The sequence below is a fragment of the Segetibacter sp. 3557_3 genome, assembly GCF_004354985.1.
In the GTDB taxonomy this organism is placed as follows: Bacteria; Bacteroidota; Bacteroidia; order Chitinophagales; family Chitinophagaceae; genus Segetibacter.
On record NZ_SMSK01000006.1, the window covers coordinates 253,767 to 272,626 of the forward strand.

The window sequence follows — 18,860 nt, forward strand, 5'->3', positions numbered from 1 at the left end:
CTTTAAAGACGAATATGGAACATCACAGAGATGTAAGCATCGCCGGAAATTTCACTGCCTGGCTCCGCAGTACATGGTCGATGAAGCACACGGTTTACCTACACCCGGTTACAAGCACGGGAATGGTGGTGCTGGAAAAACAAAACGCTCCACATCGGGAGCGCTTGCTTTATTGATTTGTTTGCCTGGTTCTACCAATTGCTCAGGCGAATACCAAAACTATATGGATACTGTTTAAGTCCCTTTTCGTGTAGGGCTGTGGTGCTGTAAGAACCAAATAACCGCACCGGGCCGAGTCCGAGTTCTCCGATATACGCCAGGCGAAATTTCTCAAGATCAAAATCACCTTTCAACTTGTCTTTTCCTCTTTCGCCACTGATCTGTTTATTCCTGCTGCCAATCAGGTAACCTGCAGTTACACCGGCGCTGAAGCTTAGGCCACCTTTTTTGCCGGGGCGGGTGTTTACGTTTAACATAAAGGGCACTGAAGCATAGCCAACATAAAGTTTGTTTTTAGAAAAAGCAATGCTGTCGCGGAAGATATAAGAAGGGTTTCTATGATAGCTGATGTTGTTCTCGTACCGGAAGTTGAACATCTCAACACCCAGACCGTACTTTAAATTCAAAACGCCTTTCGTGATGTTTAAGCGTTGCATAAACAGCCAGAAGTTGATATTACTGGTTTTGCCGGTTTTGAGTTTCAGATCATCACTGGTAAAATCGGGTTCACCTGGTCTTGTTGTTCTCAGGTAGCCATTCGCTTCTGCACTTCCATATACGGTTTCATCTCTTACATTGGCAAATCCAATATCAAGAATTCCATAGTTCGTGCTAACATTCGAAGGCTTTTTGGACTTGCGTTGTATGGTCACTGTTTTGTTCTGGTTGGTTCCGTTATCGCCGGATCCTTTTTTCTTGATTATGATCATTCCTCCAATCCTGATGGTGTCTGATCCGGTGGTGGTAGTCGTATCTTTTTGGGCAAGGCCTGCCATGGCAACCAGTAAGGCTGCACTTAACATTGTCATCCGTGTCATGCTGGGTAAATTTTTAGCTGATATCTAATTGGTTTTTATCTCGAAGTTGGCAACCTGTACACTATTGCCATCGTCGTCTCTTTTTAGCTTTCTTTCGAAAAGATTACTTGCTTTCTTAAGCAGTCCGCGAAGCTTGTTGCGGTTAATGCCTGCGGCACCGATGTAGAGCGTTTGTTCTTCCTCCTGCTCATCGCTTTCACGGTAAGCAGCATGTTGAACACGCAAGGTTGCATCGTTGGAAGTATTGGTGGGCGCTGATGTATAGGCAATAGCGTCGGCAGTATGGTCGGCCGGGTGCTCAGCCTGAGCAATCACAGGGCCGCGTTGGGGAAGGTTATTTGATTTAGGTTGCAGGGCCAACTCGGTGCTAGTGGCAACAGGTGTTGGTAATTGAACATTGGACGGCATCAACTGATCTTCAACGGGCTTTTTCTTTATTGATTTAGCTGCAACAACACCTTTTGAACGGGTGGTTGAAGCAACAGGATCAGTGTTCGTTGAAGGCTCATCCGGAGACCCAGATAATGGGTTGACCGTATCAGGACTCACTGTAGCGGGTTGACTTACCCGTTCTGTTACGGCAGCAATTGGAAGTGTTGTGTCAATAGCAGATGGGGACATGGCAAACCAGAGCAGAACGGCCAGGCCGAAAACAGCTGCTGCTGAAGCTATCCTGAACCAATTCATATAAACAACCCGACGTTCTGTCGACTCTTCCCGAAGCAGTAAGGCTTTATCTTTAAACTCCAGTACATCTGGCTCCAGCCTGGTTCGACGAAGTAATGTAAAGCCCTCCTGTAAATGCGGATGTTGTAATACAAATTGCTCTACCTGCTGGCCTTCGGATGCACTTAACTCGTTATCGACATAAAGCAGGAAATAGGTTTCGTAATTGGCTGATGAGATTCCTTCCGCATTCCTGTACAATGTGGATTTGTTCGCAAAGTCGACTGCCGGCTCTTCCAAAACGGCCTGTTGCAACAGCTCAAGCTCCGGTTGCAGGTCGGGATTGTGCAACAGAAATTTTTCAACCGCGGCACGTTCAGCTGGCTCAAGCTCATTGTCAATATAGAGCAGGAGAAAGGTTTCATATGTCTGGCGGTTGATTTCCACGTATTTTGATTTCTTTGTTTTAAACTGGTTTTTGTTGAGGCAATTTAAGTTGTTGTTACATTACATTTTCCCGGCTAACCAGGTAATTGCGAAGCGTTAAACGTGCCCTGTGCAGGTAAACTTTCACCTGGCTTTCATTTAACCCGGTAATCTTACCAATCTCTTCGTAACTATAACCTTCATAATCTTTCAGCATTACCAGGCTTCGCTGTGTTTCACCCAGCCTGCTGATTGCCTCATCAAGTATCTTTTTAGCGCTCCGGTCGGTATGTTGCTGAACCTTGTCGTCTTCCCGGAATTCTTCAGTTAGCGTTACCCTGTTATGCTTTCTGATATGATCGATCATCAGGTTGTAAGCCACCGTAAACAGGTATGATTTGCTTTTGTCGAATTCAATTGACTCCCTGTTCCGCCACAGTTTCTCAAATGCAGTTTGAATGATATCCCTGGCATCCTCTTCCTGTTTCAAATTTTTGTATATAAAGCGGTATGCATTGTCTGCATAACAATTTACACACTCGTTGTATTGCTTCTCTGTCATTTGAGCAGTGGTTGTAGCTTTGGTTGCCTGTAGGTGTTACGAACCATAATGTGAAAAGTTACACTGCAAAGAAAAAAAATCCTGACTATTTACGGGCGGAGGTTAGCAACCTGCTTGCGATCGCCTCAATAAAGATAAAGTCGGTGGAAGAACGGTGGTGGTAAGTTGCACCTGGTTGGTAGTAGCGCTTGAGGCTGATGTCGGTTTTGGTTTTTGCCGCATACACAAACACTAGCGTGCCGGTGACTACGAAAATCATTACCGCCAACCTGTTTATTTTTCCGAGTTCCATAACCAATGATTTATACAATTAGTACGATCCAGTCAACGAAATGTTACACTTTAACGAACCTATTTTCCGATACAACGAACCTTCCCTGCTATAGAACGTAAAAAAGACAAATCGCTGCAACGGAACGGTATTATTTTTTTGATTGGGGCGACCGGGGAACATTCCTAACTTTAAAACCTAAATTGGGTGATATGAATGAAAAATTTGTGAGCAGGATAGCAAACGAACTCCAGGAGATTGACAGCGCCGGTTTGTTTAAAAAAGAACGCATCATTACCAGTGAGCAGGGTGCGGTGATCGAAGTAAACGGGCAAAAGGTGCTAAACTTTTGTGCAAATAACTACCTGGGTCTATCGTCTCATCCGCGGGTGATCCAGGCCGCACACGACACAATCGATGCGCATGGATACGGTATGAGCAGTGTCAGGTTCATTTGCGGAACGCAAGACATACATAAACAACTTGAAGAGAAACTTTCCGCTTTCCTGGGAACGGAAGATACCATTCTATACGCGGCTGCATTCGATGCCAATGGCGGCTTGTTTGAACCCCTGTTTGGTGATGAAGACGCCATCATTAGTGATGCACTTAACCATGCATCAATTATCGACGGCATACGGCTCTGCAAAGCAAAAAGGTTCAGGTACGAGCACAACGACATGAACGATCTTGAAGATAAGCTGGTTAGTGCCCAAACCTCGCGTAACCGGATTATCGTAACAGACGGATCGTTTAGCATGGACGGCACCATTTCGCAACTTGATAAAATTTGCGAGCTCGCGGAAAAGTATGATGCCATTGTGATGACTGACGAAAGTCATTCAAGTGGCTTCCTTGGCAAAAACGGCCGTGGTACCCATGAATACCGGGGAGTTGTGGGAAAGGTGGATATAATTACCGGAACCCTCGGCAAGGCACTCGGTGGAGCATCGGGTGGATTTACCAGTGGCCGGAAAGAAATAATCCAGATGCTTCGTCAACGCAGCCGACCCTACCTTTTTAGCAATACACTGGCGCCCAGCATCGTTGGCGGGTCTATCGCCGTGTTGGATATGTTAACCGAAACAACCGAACTCCGCGACAGGCTCGAGCACAACACCCGCTACTTCAGGTCGAGGATGACCGAAGCAGGTTTCGACATTAAGCCGGGTGACCACCCCATTGTGCCTATTATGTTGTATGAAGCTCCTATCGCACAAGAATTTGCTTCACGGCTATTGAAGGAAGGCATTTATGTTATTGGCTTCTTTTACCCCGTTGTTCCAAACGGCAAAGCACGGATCAGGGTACAACTGAGTGCAGCCCACCAGCAAGAGCACCTCGATGCTGCAATTGCGGCATTTACCCGGGTTGGCAAACAGCTGGGCGTTTTAAAAGAAACGGGCAAGCTGGCCGAAAGCCACGGGTAACGCTGTGCGTGATGACCCTTTTTTTAGAATTTCGTTTTCTGTGGCTGTACATTCAGCTGAAGGGAATTGATACGGTACAAGTGAGTGACAACCCGTCCGAACCGGTTCATCCGGGCGGGCAACCGGAGCTGCACCGGGATTCACTGCCGATCCCAAAAATCTCTTTTGCAGTAGCCAATTGCTACTGTTAATTCCGTTTGCTTGAATGCTGTAGATGTGGCTCTTGTGCCATCATCTCATATACCTTTGCAGCCTAAAATTCTTTTTATGCTCCGTTGTTTTTCGTATTGTTTTCTGCTGATGGTTTTGGCTTTTGCGGCTTGTAGTCCAAATAATGTGGAGGTAGACGACAGGCTGGAAAAGATTTTCGAAGCTAACGGGGTGAAAGGAACCTTCGGAATCTATGATAACGGCCAGGGCTCTTTTATCGTTCACGATCTCAGCCGGTTTAAAGACAGCGCTTATTTACCCGCCTCTACTTTCAAAATTGTGAACTCGTTAATCGGGATAGAATCCGGGAAGATCGTTGATGAAAAAATGATCATTCCCTGGGATGGAAAAACCCGCCAGATACCCGAATGGAACAAAAACCTGGATATGACAGAAGCGTTTAAAGTTTCCGCTGTGCCGTATTACCAGGAAGTAGCCCGCCGGATCGGGAAGGATACCATGCAGCGCTGGCTCGACACCCTTGGATACGGCTCACGCTATAACAAGGCTGTTATAAACACAATCGATACTTTCTGGCTGGATAACTCGGTAAAGGTTACCGCCGATGAACAGCTCGGGCTCGTTAAAAAGTTGTACTTCGACCAACTGCCTTTTCAAAAAAGAACCATGCGCATTGTTAAAGATGTTATGCAACAGGAGAAAAACGCCAACTACTCCATCAGCTACAAAACAGGTTGGGGTAAAACCGAAAACGGAAACGCGCTTGGATGGGTCATTGGGTGGATCATCGAAAATCAACATCCCTACTTTTTTGCCCTTAACGTTGAGGGACCAGCAGACACGGATATGGTAAAGGTGCGGTTGAACGTGCTAAATGGAGCGCTTGACCAACTTGGGTTTCGCAAAGGCAAAAAGTAACCTTCACCTTTGTTTTACATATCATCGGCTATTTTTATCCAAAAAACGGATGTTACCCGCAGGATTGTACAATGGGTACACACCACCTGATTTTTAATTGAACATCTTGTCAAACTTCCAACATCCCGAAATACTATTTGGCCTTTTCCTGCTTGTGCCGCTATGCCTGTTATTCTTTTATGTACTCCGCTGGAAGAATAAAATGCGCAACCGTATAGGCGACGAGGACCTGGTTAAACAGCTTACCCGCAATTACTCGCCCAGGCATTTCTCGCTGAAGTTTTATGCGAGAACAGCCGCCATTTTGCTTTGCATTATCGCTGCTGCAAACCTGCGCTCGCCGCAACCTGCAAACGAAGGTTCCCGCAGAGGTATCGATCTGATGGTGGCAGTTGATGTAAGCAATAGCATGCTTGCGCAGGATGTTAAGCCCAACAGGCTTGAGCGCGCAAAACAGGTATTGAACAAGATCATCGAAAAACTCGGGGACAACAGGTTAGGCCTGGTGGTTTTTGCAGGGCACGCTTACCTGCAAATGCCGCTTACACCCGACCTGTCGGCCGCTAAGATGTATATTTCCAATCTATCGCCTGCCCTTGTGCCCTTACAAGGTACAAAGCTGTCTGATGCCCTTCGCATATGTGATGCCTCGCTTGATACGAAAGAAAAAAAATATAAAGCAGTGCTGCTGATTTCCGATGGTGAAGATCATGATGAAAAAGCAACCGAGGTGATCAACCTGATGAAAGAAAACGGCATTGTCATTTACACCATCGGCATAGGCTCGCCTGAAGGTGCCCCCCTGTATGATCCGGGATCAAATGATTTTAAAAAAGATGTTAGCGGCAATGTGGTAATCTCTAAACTGAATGAAAAAGTATTGCAGGATATTGCAACGCAAACCGGCGGCAGTTACCAGCTTTTCAACAATGCCGACGAGGTAGCAAATAACCTTGCGTCTGCTATCAATCAAATGGAGAAAAAGCACATTGGTGGCGGTCAGCATCGCGATTACACACCTTTTTTTCAGTGGTTTCTTTTTGCAGCACTTTTTTTGCTTTTGGTAGAAATCATCATTCCTGAACGAAAAATGAAATGGATATAATGAAGGTGGCGCTTACGATAACCTGTATTTGTTATGTGTGCCTGTGCCAGGCCCAGGACGATCGGCGATATGTTGTAAAAGGGAACCAGCTGTATAAAAAGCAGGATTACGAAAACGCGGCAGCGGAGTACAAAAAAGCAATCGAAAAAAACGGCAAAAACGCCGAGGCCCAGTACAATCTTGGCAACACCCTGTATAAAAGCCGCAAGCCCGAGGAGGCGCAAAAAGCTTTTGAGGCGGCCGCGGAAACAGGCGACAAAAACATAAAAGCCAGCTCTGCTTACAACAAAGGTGTAGTATTCAGCCGGGAGAATAAAATAGCGGAGAGCATCCAGGCCTATAAAGAGTCCTTAAGGCAAAACCCGCTCGACGAGCAGGCAAGGGAGAACCTCCAGAAGGCATTAAATGAAATGAGACAACAGCAGCCTCCGCCCCAGCCGAAGCAAGATAAGAACAAGGATAAAAAACAGGATAACCAGCCAAAAGAACAGCCAAAGAATAAGAGCAAGCTGAACCAAAAACAGGCGGAGCAAATGCTTAACGCAGTACGACAGGAAGAAAAAAAGATCCAGTCACAGCAGAAAGACAAGGTAAGGGGTAGCGGGCAGCCCGAAAAAGACTGGTAAACAACAAGCCCCTGCGAATGCTTTGGGGCAATCGACAGCTAACCATAGATGAGCTTTAGCTGCGGCTATTTGTTCCTACTCCGCCGCAATACCCATACACAAAACCTCCAGCGGGGTATCCACGTCTATCCGCCTGCCTTTAAACAATTTATCCCTTCCCGGCATCCACCCCGTCTTATAGCAATCGCAATGCGTGGTTCACTACTGCTGCCAATACTTTAATTTTGCCTCAAACCGGCATTTAGCCAGATAACATTATGCAGCTTTATTGTAACGCACTCAACGAATACAGCCGCCTGCCAACAAGGGAGGTGACCATTGGCGATCTACGCCTTGGCAACTTCAACCCGATACGCTTGCAAACCATGACAACCACTGACACCATGGATACTCTGGCAACGGTGGAACAATCGATCCGGTGTATCCAGGCAGGAGCAGAATTGGTTAGAATAACGGCACCGAGTAAAAAGGAGGCCGAAAACCTGAAAAACATTCGCGACGAACTCAGGAGACGTGGCTATAATACCCCACTGATTGCCGATATCCACTTTACCCCGAATGCTGCCGAGATTGCGGCAAGAATAGTAGAGAAAGTAAGGGTAAACCCCGGCAACTATGTCGATAAAAAGAAGTTTGAAGTTTTCGAATACACCGACCCGGAATACAACGAAGAAATTGACCGCATCAGGGAGCGTTTTACCCCGCTCGTAAAAATCTGCCGGGAATATGGCACCGCTATGCGGATCGGCACCAACCATGGCAGCCTTAGCGACCGCATCATGAGCCGTTATGGCGATACGGCAATGGGTATGGTGGAAAGCGCAATGGAGTTTTTACGAATAGCGCGTGCTGAGCATTACCACAATGTTATTTTAAGCATGAAGAGCAGCAATCCACAGGTTATGGTTCAGGCTTACCGGTTGCTCATTCAACAAATGCAGCTGGAGTTCAGTGAATGTTACCCGCTGCACCTTGGTGTTACAGAAGCTGGTGATGGTGAAGACGGGCGTGTAAAAAGTGCAGCCGGCATCGGCACCTTACTCGAAGACGGTATTGGTGATACCATCCGGGTCTCGCTTACCGAAGATCCTGAATTTGAAATACCGGTATGCCGCGATCTTGTGAAGCGGTATGAGCCACAACAGCAATCTGCCTGGCAGCATCAACCTGCCGGCGCGGACACAACAAGAGCTAATGGGACTACTGCTGTTACCAGCGGGCCGGTCCGGCTGGATGCAGCACCCATTCCGGCCATCAAAGATGTACCCTACTCACCGTTTGAGTATCGAAGAAGGTCTTCCATTGAAGTTGGAAACATCGGTGGTAAACACGTACCCGTGGTTATTGCTGACCTGAGTAAGCTTGGAGAAATCAGGCCGGAACACCTCAGCAGTATCGGCTACACCTACAACGCTTCAACCGATAAATGGGCCATAGGCGATGCCGCTGCTGATTATGTTTTTACGGGTAACCAGCTGATCAATTTTGCTCTACCTGGCACACTGCGGGTTATCGTATATCCGGCTACATGGCAGCAGGCCCTTACCGGCACCAGCAACGTAAACGACCCGGGAGTTACCTACTACCCTATTTTTGATGATGCAGGATTCGTGCAGGCAGAACTGAAAAGTGCCGTACTAAACTTTGTTATGGTCGACTGCTTCAGCGACGATACGACCATCAACGATTTCACATATTTGGATGAACTGGCTAACGACCCCACTGTAGTACTCTGTTTAAGCAGCAGGCAGAAACATGCAATGACCGCAGTCCGGCGGATGTTTATGGAGCTTATGCTTCGAAATATTGCAAACCCTGCAATTATTATATGCGATAGCTACTGGCAAACCGCAGATGAACACCTGATACACTATGCTACGGAATGCGGCGCCTTATTGCTCGATGGCATGGGCGACGGAATTTGCCTGGGCATGACCGCGGATGCTTATAAGAGCGCCAACACCAATGCTACGGGTCGTACATACAGCGATAATAAATCAACGGAACAATTCATCAATAATACCGCTTTCACCATTCTGCAAGCTTCCCGCACGCGCATATCCAAAACGGAGTACATCTCCTGTCCATCATGTGGGCGTACCCTCTTTGATTTACAAGAGACAACCGCCAAAATCAGGTCGGTAACCAACCATTTAAAAGGCGTTAAGATCGCGATTATGGGCTGTATCGTAAACGGTCCTGGGGAAATGGCCGATGCTGATTTCGGTTATGTTGGAAGTGGTGTTGGAAAGATTACGCTTTACCGGGGAAAAGAGGTAGTGAAGAGAAATATCGACAGCGATATCGCAGTCGCTGAACTCATCCTCTTGTTAAAAGAGAGCAACGCCTGGGTAGAACCTTTCATGGTTGCAAACGAACAGGAAGTAATGGCACTCGGGTGAAGAACGTTGTGCCGTTAATTCTCCTAACGAGCCCTCCAAACGGTTCATCCGCCGCAACCGGCGCCTGCACCGATTAGGAGGTAACAAAAAGCCCTGCGGTTGAACCGCAGGGCTTTTTATTGAGCCATTTTTTACGGTTCCAGTGCAAAGGCGTTTGTATCCGACACATCAAAAGCAGCAATCCGGTGATACCCATTGTTGTGTAAAGCAGTTACATAGAGTCCTTCTGAAAAAGCGCTTTTCGTACAGGTTCCCATCAAAGCTGCCGGGGTTAACAAAGGTGTTGATACAAATTCACCCTGCCCGGTGCGGCTGTACCCGGGCGTAGCAGAGAATACAAAACCCCCGGTGTCTCCAGGACAACTTTCAAAATTGTTACCCTTTATGGTTACAAAGTTAAAAGCTGCGAAGTGGTTGTCGTGATGCGCCTGGAAGCTAAGTTTCACCTGTTGGGCATTTGCATTAGTGTACTTTATGAATCCACAGGCACCTGAGAAATTTGAGCCTACCTGCACGTCGTGTATTGCACCTTCAGCAGGGGTATTATCAACACGAACAACCATCTTAAAGTCATTTGTGCCATTAATCATATCCCAGGTAATGAACTCCGGGGTAGCATTTTCCGTTGCGCCGGAATTGTTGATCTGGGACACTTTGTAGATTGTTGGCTCGCGAAAAATCTTATTCTGGTGTTGATCAAACAACTCAAGGGTAAATTGGTACAGACCATCGCCAAAGAGCCCGTTGCTGTCAAAGGCTGCGCTGATGGTATCGGCCGTTTGCCAAACAGCACTGTCATCAGTTTCGCCCAGGAAACCTAAAGGCGTTGCCGGCGGTATCAGGAACAGTCCACTCGTTCCGGGAACAGGGCCAAGGGTATGGAACTTCGTTGTGGTTTGAGGATTGCCAAAAACATCCAGGTATTCTACATAATAAGGTTTAGCAATAGCGTCGTTCAGGTAACGGGTGGTACCACCAAAAAAAGGAGTCAGATCAGGGTTAGCAATTTTGATTGCCTTCCACCTGAAGTATCGTGCACCGTTATTTGGCAATCCACTGCCGAACTTTATGATAAAGTGTAAACCGGTTGCAAACGGCGATACGTTGTCGGTAATCGAAAGATCGTGCACCGGCTGTTTGCTGAGTCCTATGCGGTGCCAGGGCATTCCTTGTATGGGCGAAAGATCAGCATCGTCCTGGCGGATGTTACGGAGCGATACATTTCCAATAGAACGAACCCAAACCTGCTCTCCGGTTATCGTTTCATTGCAGCCCGCACGCACCCTCGGATCAGTTACTTTAATTGTGATTTCGCTACCACATGCATAATCCCAATAAGTGAAACAAGGGATCGGGGGTTTATAAATTGTAGCCCAGGTACCGTCAATCAGGTATTCAACCCAGAAATAGATATCTGGTTTATCACCGTTTGCCCAATAGATAATGGGAGTATCAAAACGGCCGTTATTGTCTGTATAAACCGTTTTTATCTCATCGCAACGATATAGCCATGGCCATATCCAGGGATAATTGCAAAAGAATGGATGAAACAACTGGATGTTTTTGGCAATCGTAGTCTTTATTACGCTACTGTTACGGGTTTGCAGTTGTTGTTTAATCTGAGGGTCGATTGCGGGCATTGCCTTGTTAAGCGATGTCGGATTGCCGACTCTTACGTTCGCCGGGGACTTAAGTTTTCGCGCCAGTACATGAGTATCTGGCAGGATCGGGTTCAGCCCGGGTCTGAAGAAGGGACCAGGATCCGGTGGTATGGGAAAGGGTCGTACCCTTACCGGTTCCAGGATAAGATCGGGTATGCGCAGGATAATATTATCCGGAATCTTGTCAAGCCAGAAAAGGACCTTATCTACCTCGCAAATATGAACCCGGGCTTTGCACAACGGCTTAACAACGAGCTGACCATCGATATTAAAGTCTTTTTTTACTTTACCGATAACCCTGCAAAACCTGATTTGCCACAAATCAATGAGGTTAGCTGGAATGGGTAACAGAACAAGTCGATTTTGTTCAAACTTCAGCACCGGCTCGTAGGGCTTCGTCGTTCCAGGTCTTTAAGCGAGCGTACTTCCAGCCTTTCATCTGAAACGTCGGGAGTAATCAATAATCGCAGTTTCTCAGGACTACGTTTATTCAGCCCTTTAAACTCTGCCCGGTTTTCATTAACGGGAGATTGTTGGATCAACTGCCCGTCCTGGTCGAAAAGCCAGGCGGTTAGATTAACATTTGAATTGAGTTGCTTTTCAAACGTGAGCGGGATGCTCAGCTCGTCTATTTCCTTCATTGTAATAAGTTTTAGGATTAAAAAGGGGTGGATCGTGCCGGCGTTGTAGTGCGCGCCAGCACCATAATGCGCTGCTACCCCCAGCTGGTTTGCACCGGCATACCCGGGTTTATAACCGATGCAGAGAAGGCATTTTAGCTGTTGGTAGCCTTGTAAAACTAGCACCCGCTTACAGTGGATGTAAAGCGTAGGGATACGCAATCCCGTAGGTAGTTATACGTATTCGCAGTGTATACCAGGATGATAGTGTGGCCGTAAGGAGTGGATATGAATACCTTTCTCTCCAGGATTACTAATGAGCCACTGTTCAGGCAGGTAACATATTGCAAGGCCGTGTAAAAACTAGGAATATCTTTACAGCTATACCAGCAAGGTTGTAATTAAAACAAGCAGTAACGATGCACACCGACTTCTTAGTAATTGGCTCAGGCATAGCCGGCTTAACTTATGCGTTAAAAGTTGCCGAGTCAATGCCTGCGCATAAAGTCACCATTATAACAAAAGCACAGTCTGATGAAACCAATACTAAGTATGCACAAGGTGGCATAGCAGGTGTTTGGGATGACCTGACAGACAGTTTTAATAAGCATATAGAAGATACCATGATTGCTGGTGACGGACTTTGCAACCTTCGCACCGTTGAAATTGTGGTTAAAGAAGGACCTCAGCGTATCCGGGAGATTATTGAATGGGGCGCTCAGTTCGACAAAGATCCGGATGGTGACTATTCGCTGGGTAAGGAAGGTGGGCACAGCGTTAATCGCATACTACACCATAAAGATGTTACGGGTAAGGAGATGGAAAGGGCGCTATTGCAGAAGATCCAGAGTATGCACAACATAGAACTCATCAATCACTGGTTCGTGGTCGATATTATCACCCAACACCACCTTGGGTATCTTGTTACCAAAGCCACACCAGATATAGAATGTTACGGGGTTTATGTGCTCAACCTGCAGACAAATGAAATCGAAAAAATTATTTCGAAAGTCACCGTGCTGGCAACGGGAGGTAATGGCCAGGTTTACCGCACAACTACGAATCCTACGATCGCTACCGGCGATGGGGTAGCCATGGTATACCGGGCAAAGGGCCGTATAGAAAACATGGAATTTATCCAGTTTCATCCAACCGCGCTTTTTGAGCCTGGGGTATCGCCGTCTTTCCTGATCACCGAGGCGGTGCGGGGCGATGGCGGAATACTTCGAAACCGCCAGGGCGAAGCGTTCATGGAGCGTTATGATCCAAGAAAGGATCTTGCACCACGCGACATTGTTGCCCGCGCAATCGACAGTGAGATGAAGCGAAATGGTACAGAACACGTTTTCCTCGACTGCCGGCATATGGACAAGGAAAAGTTTGTACACCATTTTCCAAATATCTATGCTAAATGCCTGAGCATCGGCATCGATGTAATGAAGCATATGATTCCGGTTGCACCAGCGGCCCACTATAGTTGCGGCGGTATAAAAACGGATGACATGGGCAGAACTTCAATCAGGAATTTATATGCCTGCGGAGAGTGCGCCAGTACCGGCCTGCATGGTGCCAACCGGCTCGCAAGCAACAGCCTGCTGGAGGCTATGGTATTTGGCCATCGTTGCTACCTGGATAGTGTTGAGAAGGTGCCCGAATTGTCCTATCGTGAAGGTATACCTGACTGGAACGACGTTGGCACAAACGATCCAAAGGAACTGATCTTAATTACACAGAGCCTTAAGGAGCTACAACAAGTGATGAGCGATTACGTGGGGATCGTAAGAACAGATGTACGGCTCGAACGGGCCATGAAACGCCTTGATCTGCTTTTTAACGAAACGGAAGAACTTTACCGTACCACCACGGTTTCGTCCTACCTGTTGGAACTAAGGAACCTGATAAGCGTGGGTTACCTTATCGTAAAAGGGGCAGATTTCAGGAAAGAAAGCAGGGGTTTGCACTACAATACGGATCATCCAAATAAAAGCGAGTTGGTTGAGAATATCATCTTATAGATTAAAGATGGGTTCACCTGTTTTTATCGGGAGCTTTTGAAGACATCCGGTTCACAGAACGCTGAATGCATCCGCCACATTCGAAAGACCTTACAGCCAAACTTTTTTGCGTAGATGCTTTATTACTTTCTTTACCTGCTTTCATTACTACCCTGGAGAGTGCTTTACTTTTTCAGCGATGGCCTATATGGCTTCATATATTACGTTCTTGGCTATCGCAGAAAAGTCGTTATGAGCAACCTTGCAATTGCTTTTCCCGAAAAGACCGAACGGGAACGCACGAGGATAGCGAAAGACTTTTACCACAACTTCATTGATACGTTTTTTGAAATCATCAAGTTCCTATCCCTATCTGACAAAGATTTTTCAAACCGTGTAAGCGGAAACTTTGACCTTCTGGATCGCATATATGAAACCGGGCAAAATGTTCAGCTCCACTCCGGTCATTTCTTCAATATTGAGTACTTCAATTGGGCGATCCCAAAATACACCAGGTTCCCGTTTCTGGGCGTGTATATGCCGGTCAGCAATAAAGCCGTAAACAAGATCATTTTCGAGATGCGCCGTAAATACAACACCATCATGATTTCGGCCGGAGAGTTTAAAACAACCTTCCACACCTATGCAAAAGGCAGGTACGCACTCGGGTTAGCCGCCGATCAAACACCGGGATCGCCGGACGGAGGACTTTGGCTGCATTTCTTCGGGAAACTTACTCCATTTGTCGCGGGACCTGAAAAAAGTGCAAGGATCAACAATACCGCTGTTGTTTGGGTGCACTACTATAAAGTAAAAAGAGGGTATTATCATGCTGACTTCAGCCTGTTGACAACAGAACCACAGCAATATGGCCGGGGCGAGCTTACAAAGGAGTTTGTTCGAAAGCTCGAAGAAAGCATCCGGAAAAAACCTGCTAACTATTTATGGAGCCATCGCCGATGGAAACACCCCTTTAAAGAAGCTTACCGGAAGCTCGTTATCGACTGATGTTCATTTTGAAAAGGGATGCGAGTGCTGCTACTCTTGGGTGCTCGGGGGAAACTGTTAAACGCACAAGAAACACCTAATTCAATACGGAGGCATCCTTTTCCGTTTCAATCCGTTCCTCATCTTTTATCTTGCTCCATCCTCCCAGAACATTTCTGAGGTTATGAATTCCTTGTCTTTTCAACAGCGAGATGGCGATTACGCTCCGGTAACCACCTCCGCAGTGCACATAAAGGTTGTCGTTATCATTTATGTTGGCCATACTCGCCGGATCTTTTAAGTCGGCCAGTGGTAGATTAACGGCGCCTTTCACATGACCATCCGCAAATTCAACTTCTTTTCGAACATCCATCACCACCAGGTTGGGATCAAAAGGTATATCCATTGCGAGTTCGTCGGCTTCAACGTCGATGATGATGTCGATTGTTTCTCCTGCGTTTACCCATGCTTCAAATCCTCCCTCCAGGTACCCGTGAATATTGGAGATCCCAACTCTTGCAAGACGAACAATAGTTTCCCGCTCTTTGCCTGGTTCAGTAACTAAGATTAGAGGCTCATCAAACGGCAAAAGGCTACCGGCCCATTCAGCAAACCTGCCTTCCAGACCTATGCTGATGCTGCCCGGAACAAATCCCTGGCTAAATATCACGGCGTTTCTCGTATCCAAAGCGGTTGCTTCACCGCCGATCATGCGTTTGAAATCTGCAACCGGCAGGGGGGTCAACCCTTTTTCAAGTATGTTGTCAAGACTGTCGTAGCCCTGCATATTAATTGCTGCGTTCTTTTGAAAATAGGCGGGAGCATCTTCCAGGCCTTCGGTAACCGCTTTTATAAACGACTCTCTCGACTCAGCCAGAAGGGCATAATTCGTTAACTTTTGTTCACCTATCGTGCTATACGTTTCGCTGCCAAGGTTTTTGCCACAACTGCTGCCCGGGCCATGAGCCGGGTAAACAATAACGTTGTCAGCCAGCGGAAGTATTTTCTGTTGCAGGCTATCGTACATCATACTGGCAAGCTCCTCCTTTAACAGGTCGCCGCTACTCAGGTCGGGCCTACCGACATCGCCAACAAACAAGGTATCGCCTGTAAATACGGCATAATCCGCTCCTTGTTCATTTTTAAGCAGGTAACAGGTACTTTCAATGGTATGGCCGGGGGTATGAAGTACGGTAATGTTTAACTTGCCAATGGAAAATTGTTCACCATCAGTGGCTACGTGCACGGGGAACGTAGTTTTTGTATCGGGACCATAAACGATTGGCGCACCGGTAGCTTTCGCAAGGTCAAGGTGACCGCTTACAAAATCTGCATGAAAGTGGGTTTCGAAGATAAACCGGATGGTGGCCTTACGTTCATTCGCAAGCTGGATATATGCATCAATATCACGTAAGGGATCAATCACTGCTGCCTCACCTTCACTTTCAATATAATATGCTGACTCACTAAGGCAATTCGTGTAAAGTTGTTTGATGAACATACCGCGATAATTTACACAAAAATACAATGAGCAAGCGGTAAGCAAAAGGTAAAATTGACCGTTAAACGGGAGAAAATAAAAAAGGATGCCTGTTGAGCAGACATCCTTATCTATTTGAAGATTAAACTTTATCCTACAAGGTCCTCAACGAATTTATTAACCTCAGCAACACGCGAGTAATTTACGCCATAGTATATAAACTTGCCATCTCGTTGTGTACTAACAATGCCTGCCCGGCGAAGGATGGCCAGGTGTTGAGAAGCGACGGATTGCTCAAGGCGAAGCTTTACATAAATTTCCGTAACGGTCATTCGTTTACTTTCATCAAGCAGTTTGATCATCTGCTGACGAAGTTTATGATTGAGCGCCCTGAGTATCAGCGAAGCTTTCTTGAGGTGTAAAAAATCGAGTTGAATGGAAATACTCTCAGATGTATCAGTGATGGTAATTCCCTGGGAAGATGTTATCATTGGAGATTGGGTTTAATATCTTAATTAAGTAAATATAAAAACGCATGTGGTAATAACCTAATAGATGATTAAATAATTAAATTTTCTTAACTATTTTGAAGCTACCCTTTAGCCGTGCTGAAAAATTCCTTATAGTACTGCGGGGCGGCATATACAGCATCAGAAAATTGTCCTTTTTCAAATAAGCTATGTGCCAGATTAGCCAGGTCTGCCGCTGAGTGTTGCACCTCTCTAAACACATATCTTTTATCCGGATTAAGACTCTTAAACTTATTTGCCCCATCGCCGGTGCACAATACTGACTTGCGAGGTAATATGTTATTAAACGATATTTGACTCAATAATAATGCGCAAGGTTGCAAAATGACCGCTAAATTTTTATTATATATGGCGGTAAAAACTTCCATACGCCTTGCATCTATCATGGGGCAATACATAAAATCATGATCTTCAGTGTCGATGGCGAAAGCATTTATCGCTGCCTTTGCCATTACCTCCAGGGTATTCACACAAACTAACGGTTTGTTCAATGCGAAACAAAAACCCTTAGCGGCGCTCATTCCCACACGCAGACCCGTATAACTACCCGGCCCTGATGTAACCGCAACTGCGTCCACGTCTGTAATTGTTATTCCGGCAGTTTTCAACAAATCGCTAATGGCCACATGCACAAACGACGCATGTTCGCGTTGGATCTGGTTTGCAGCGAAAGCGAGCGACTCCCCATTCCGGGAGATACACACCGACGCATAGCTGGTGGCTGTATCTATGTTTAACAAAAGTGACACGTTATAGTTTAAATTTCTTTAATTAGAGCCGGAGCAGGTTCGTATGCAGGATTATCGGACGCAAGTACCTGTAAAAGATTATAAATGTTGATAAGCCCTATTTTCCGAGCCCATTCGAAAGGACCAAACGGGTAATTGGTTCCAAGGCGCATAGCCTGGTCAATTTCCTCCCTGCTGCTAACCTCTTCACCCAATGCAAAATAGGCCTCGTTGATTACTGATGCGACTATCCGGGCAGCAATCATTCCTGGTGTATCGGGCACTACAACAAAGTTCCAACCTAAAGCAGTTAAGACCGCCTCGGCTTGCCCTACCTTTTCTGCGGGTGCTGCTACTTCTAACACGTCCCGCCCAAGAAAGCCTGGCCAGGCGTTTATGCGAACAAATTGATCTTTATAGTGATCCAGCGTACCCGTAACCGCATTTATAAATACCGTAGTGCCGCTACTAAACGAAGGAACACCCTGACTTGTTTTACTTTCCGGAAGAAGGATAAATACCGCATCTGCATTTTGGGGAACGTCGGAAAGCCGCTCGCGGTAATCAATTGCATGGGCGTTCGAAGGCTTGGCTTCAAATTCTTTCTTGCTGAGAGCATCGGCTATTACCACTACATGCATGAGCTGGATTTGGCGGCAAAATTAGGTTTGTTGGTTGAGGGAAATTGTATGTATTTTGTTTTTCAACGACAAACATGAATAAAGAATCCATTATAACCCTCGATGCCCCCGAACCAATCGGGCCATATAGCCAGGCCATTCGCTCAGGAAATATGCTTTTTATCAGCGGCCAGATCGCTCTTGATCCTGCTACCAACCAACTGATTGAAGGAGATGTAAGCTCGGAAACTGCTCAGGTAATGAAGAATCTTTCTGCTATCCTGCTTGCAGGTGGAATGGACTTTTCACATGTGGTAAAAACCACTATTTTTCTCACTGACATGAGTCTCTTTACTGCCGTAAACGAGGTTTATGGAAAACATTTCAAGTCGCACCCACCCGCAAGGGAAACGGTTGCGGTTAAAGGATTACCAAAAGGGGTCAACGTAGAAATAAGTATGATCGCTGTTTTGGATCCCGTCGTCTCGCCAGGCACATAACGCAAAGTAAACCGACAAAAAGTGGTGTTCCCCCGCAACTCTAAATCACAGGAACAAACAATAGAATAATACGCTGTTCAGTGGCCATGCATGCATTTGCAGACATTGGTGGTTTCAACCGCTTGA

19 protein-coding genes are annotated in these 18,860 nt (G+C 46.4%); 9 read left to right on the forward strand and 10 right to left on the reverse strand.

All coding sequences use genetic code 11. The features are described from left to right. Positions 1-14: 14 nt before the first annotated feature. Complete coding sequence (locus EXU57_RS25105; RefSeq protein ID WP_165958120.1) at positions 15-176, forward strand: hypothetical protein; 162 nt, start codon at positions 15-17, stop codon at positions 174-176. Positions 177-191: 15 nt separating this feature from the next. On the opposite strand, the gene EXU57_RS12125 is transcribed toward EXU57_RS25105, so the two are convergent. The 4 genes from EXU57_RS12125 to EXU57_RS12140 form a co-directional block, all read right to left on the reverse strand. Further along, positions 192-1,037: an outer membrane beta-barrel protein gene (locus EXU57_RS12125; protein ID WP_133268471.1), complete on the reverse strand. Its 846-nt coding sequence runs from the start codon at positions 1,035-1,037 to the stop codon at positions 192-194. A gap of 24 nt (positions 1,038-1,061) precedes the next feature. Beyond that, a complete protein-coding gene (locus tag EXU57_RS12130) occupies positions 1,062-2,150 on the reverse strand; it encodes an anti-sigma factor family protein (RefSeq protein ID WP_133268472.1) in 1,089 nt (362 codons plus the stop codon). 55 nt (positions 2,151-2,205) lie between these two features. Further along, on the reverse strand, positions 2,206-2,691 hold the full coding sequence (locus EXU57_RS12135) for an RNA polymerase sigma factor (protein ID WP_133268473.1): 486 nt from the start codon (positions 2,689-2,691) through the stop codon (positions 2,206-2,208). An 85-nt stretch (positions 2,692-2,776) separates the two neighbouring features. Next, complete coding sequence (locus EXU57_RS12140; RefSeq protein ID WP_133268474.1) at positions 2,777-2,983, reverse strand: hypothetical protein; 207 nt, start codon at positions 2,981-2,983, stop codon at positions 2,777-2,779. 191 nt (positions 2,984-3,174) lie between these two features. On the opposite strand from EXU57_RS12140, the gene kbl reads away from it, so the two are divergent. The 5 genes from kbl to ispG all read left to right on the forward strand — a co-directional run bounded on the left by kbl (position 3,175) and on the right by ispG (position 9,614). Further along, positions 3,175-4,392 carry a glycine C-acetyltransferase gene (kbl, locus tag EXU57_RS12145; RefSeq protein ID WP_133268475.1) on the forward strand — a complete coding sequence of 406 codons (1,218 nt, stop codon included), beginning with the start codon at positions 3,175-3,177 and terminating at the stop codon, positions 4,390-4,392. Positions 4,393-4,659: 267 nt separating this feature from the next. After that, on the forward strand, positions 4,660-5,481 hold the full coding sequence (locus EXU57_RS12150) for a class D beta-lactamase (protein WP_133268476.1): 822 nt from the start codon (positions 4,660-4,662) through the stop codon (positions 5,479-5,481). Between the two features lie 106 nt (positions 5,482-5,587). Further along, the gene (locus tag EXU57_RS12155; RefSeq protein WP_133268477.1) at positions 5,588-6,586 is read left to right on the forward strand and encodes a VWA domain-containing protein; all 999 of its coding nucleotides are present in this window, start codon (positions 5,588-5,590) and stop codon (positions 6,584-6,586) included. Continuing rightward, positions 6,577-7,212 (forward strand): tetratricopeptide repeat protein, encoded by a 636-nt coding sequence (locus EXU57_RS12160; RefSeq protein ID WP_133268478.1) that lies wholly within the window; start codon positions 6,577-6,579, stop codon positions 7,210-7,212. The genes EXU57_RS12155 and EXU57_RS12160 overlap by 10 nt, the downstream gene beginning before the upstream one ends. Positions 7,213-7,469: 257 nt before the next feature. Beyond that, on the forward strand, positions 7,470-9,614 hold the full coding sequence (gene ispG, locus EXU57_RS12165) for a (E)-4-hydroxy-3-methylbut-2-enyl-diphosphate synthase (RefSeq protein ID WP_207955470.1): 2,145 nt from the start codon (positions 7,470-7,472) through the stop codon (positions 9,612-9,614). A gap of 131 nt (positions 9,615-9,745) precedes the next feature. On the opposite strand, the gene EXU57_RS12170 is transcribed toward ispG, so the two are convergent. Both EXU57_RS12170 and EXU57_RS12175 read right to left on the reverse strand, forming a co-directional pair. After that, positions 9,746-11,596 (reverse strand): hypothetical protein, encoded by a 1,851-nt coding sequence (locus EXU57_RS12170; RefSeq protein WP_133268480.1) that lies wholly within the window; start codon positions 11,594-11,596, stop codon positions 9,746-9,748. A gap of 53 nt (positions 11,597-11,649) precedes the next feature. Then, positions 11,650-11,916 (reverse strand): hypothetical protein, encoded by a 267-nt coding sequence (locus tag EXU57_RS12175; RefSeq protein WP_133268481.1) that lies wholly within the window; start codon positions 11,914-11,916, stop codon positions 11,650-11,652. A 398-nt stretch (positions 11,917-12,314) separates the two neighbouring features. Here EXU57_RS12175 and nadB point away from each other — a divergent pair, with 398 nt between their 5' ends. Further along, positions 12,315-13,910, forward strand: a complete 1,596-nt coding sequence (nadB, locus tag EXU57_RS12180; protein ID WP_133268482.1) for an L-aspartate oxidase — start codon at positions 12,315-12,317, stop codon at positions 13,908-13,910. 114 nt (positions 13,911-14,024) lie between these two features. Then, on the forward strand, positions 14,025-14,897 hold the full coding sequence (locus EXU57_RS12185) for a lysophospholipid acyltransferase family protein (protein WP_133268483.1): 873 nt from the start codon (positions 14,025-14,027) through the stop codon (positions 14,895-14,897). A gap of 76 nt (positions 14,898-14,973) precedes the next feature. Here the strand turns inward: EXU57_RS12185 and EXU57_RS12190 are convergent, their stop codons facing one another. The 4 genes from EXU57_RS12190 to EXU57_RS12205 all read right to left on the reverse strand — a co-directional run bounded on the left by EXU57_RS12190 (position 14,974) and on the right by EXU57_RS12205 (position 18,255). Further along, on the reverse strand, positions 14,974-16,377 hold the full coding sequence (locus tag EXU57_RS12190; protein WP_133268484.1) for an MBL fold metallo-hydrolase: 1,404 nt from the start codon (positions 16,375-16,377) through the stop codon (positions 14,974-14,976). A 128-nt stretch (positions 16,378-16,505) separates the two neighbouring features. Continuing rightward, positions 16,506-16,847: an ArsR/SmtB family transcription factor gene (locus EXU57_RS12195; protein ID WP_133268485.1), complete on the reverse strand. Its 342-nt coding sequence runs from the start codon at positions 16,845-16,847 to the stop codon at positions 16,506-16,508. Between the two features lie 101 nt (positions 16,848-16,948). Continuing rightward, entirely contained in the window at positions 16,949-17,635 is a 687-nt protein-coding gene (tsaB, locus tag EXU57_RS12200; RefSeq protein ID WP_133268486.1) for a tRNA (adenosine(37)-N6)-threonylcarbamoyltransferase complex dimerization subunit type 1 TsaB, read from the reverse strand. An 8-nt stretch (positions 17,636-17,643) separates the two neighbouring features. After that, positions 17,644-18,255: a 3-hydroxyacyl-CoA dehydrogenase family protein gene (locus EXU57_RS12205; RefSeq protein WP_133268487.1), complete on the reverse strand. Its 612-nt coding sequence runs from the start codon at positions 18,253-18,255 to the stop codon at positions 17,644-17,646. Positions 18,256-18,329: 74 nt separating this feature from the next. Here EXU57_RS12205 and EXU57_RS12210 point away from each other — a divergent pair, with 74 nt between their 5' ends. Beyond that, positions 18,330-18,734: a RidA family protein gene (locus EXU57_RS12210; RefSeq protein WP_133268488.1), complete on the forward strand. Its 405-nt coding sequence runs from the start codon at positions 18,330-18,332 to the stop codon at positions 18,732-18,734. Positions 18,735-18,860: the final 126 nt, after the last annotated feature.

Excerpts from the sequence above, each read along its gene's own strand:
- EXU57_RS12185 (WP_133268483.1), top strand. The coding sequence starts at position 14,025 with ATGCTTTATTACTTTCTTTACCTGCTTTCATTACTACCCTGGAGAGTG.
- ispG (WP_207955470.1), top strand. The coding sequence starts at position 7,470 with ATGCAGCTTTATTGTAACGCACTCAACGAATACAGCCGCCTGCCAACA.
- EXU57_RS12135 (WP_133268473.1), bottom strand. The coding sequence starts at position 2,691 with ATGACAGAGAAGCAATACAACGAGTGTGTAAATTGTTATGCAGACAAT.
- EXU57_RS12160 (WP_133268478.1), top strand. The coding sequence starts at position 6,577 with ATGGATATAATGAAGGTGGCGCTTACGATAACCTGTATTTGTTATGTG.
- EXU57_RS12150 (WP_133268476.1), top strand. The coding sequence starts at position 4,660 with ATGCTCCGTTGTTTTTCGTATTGTTTTCTGCTGATGGTTTTGGCTTTT.
- EXU57_RS25105 (WP_165958120.1), top strand. The coding sequence starts at position 15 with ATGGAACATCACAGAGATGTAAGCATCGCCGGAAATTTCACTGCCTGG.
- EXU57_RS12190 (WP_133268484.1), bottom strand. The coding sequence starts at position 16,377 with ATGTTCATCAAACAACTTTACACGAATTGCCTTAGTGAGTCAGCATAT.
- nadB (WP_133268482.1), top strand. The coding sequence starts at position 12,315 with ATGCACACCGACTTCTTAGTAATTGGCTCAGGCATAGCCGGCTTAACT.
- EXU57_RS12125 (WP_133268471.1), bottom strand. The coding sequence starts at position 1,037 with ATGACACGGATGACAATGTTAAGTGCAGCCTTACTGGTTGCCATGGCA.
- kbl (WP_133268475.1), top strand. The coding sequence starts at position 3,175 with ATGAATGAAAAATTTGTGAGCAGGATAGCAAACGAACTCCAGGAGATT.
- EXU57_RS12210 (WP_133268488.1), top strand. The coding sequence starts at position 18,330 with ATGAATAAAGAATCCATTATAACCCTCGATGCCCCCGAACCAATCGGG.
- EXU57_RS12175 (WP_133268481.1), bottom strand. The coding sequence starts at position 11,916 with ATGAAGGAAATAGACGAGCTGAGCATCCCGCTCACGTTTGAAAAGCAA.
- EXU57_RS12140 (WP_133268474.1), bottom strand. The coding sequence starts at position 2,983 with ATGGAACTCGGAAAAATAAACAGGTTGGCGGTAATGATTTTCGTAGTC.
- EXU57_RS12205 (WP_133268487.1), bottom strand. The coding sequence starts at position 18,255 with ATGCATGTAGTGGTAATAGCCGATGCTCTCAGCAAGAAAGAATTTGAA.
- EXU57_RS12195 (WP_133268485.1), bottom strand. The coding sequence starts at position 16,847 with ATGATAACATCTTCCCAGGGAATTACCATCACTGATACATCTGAGAGT.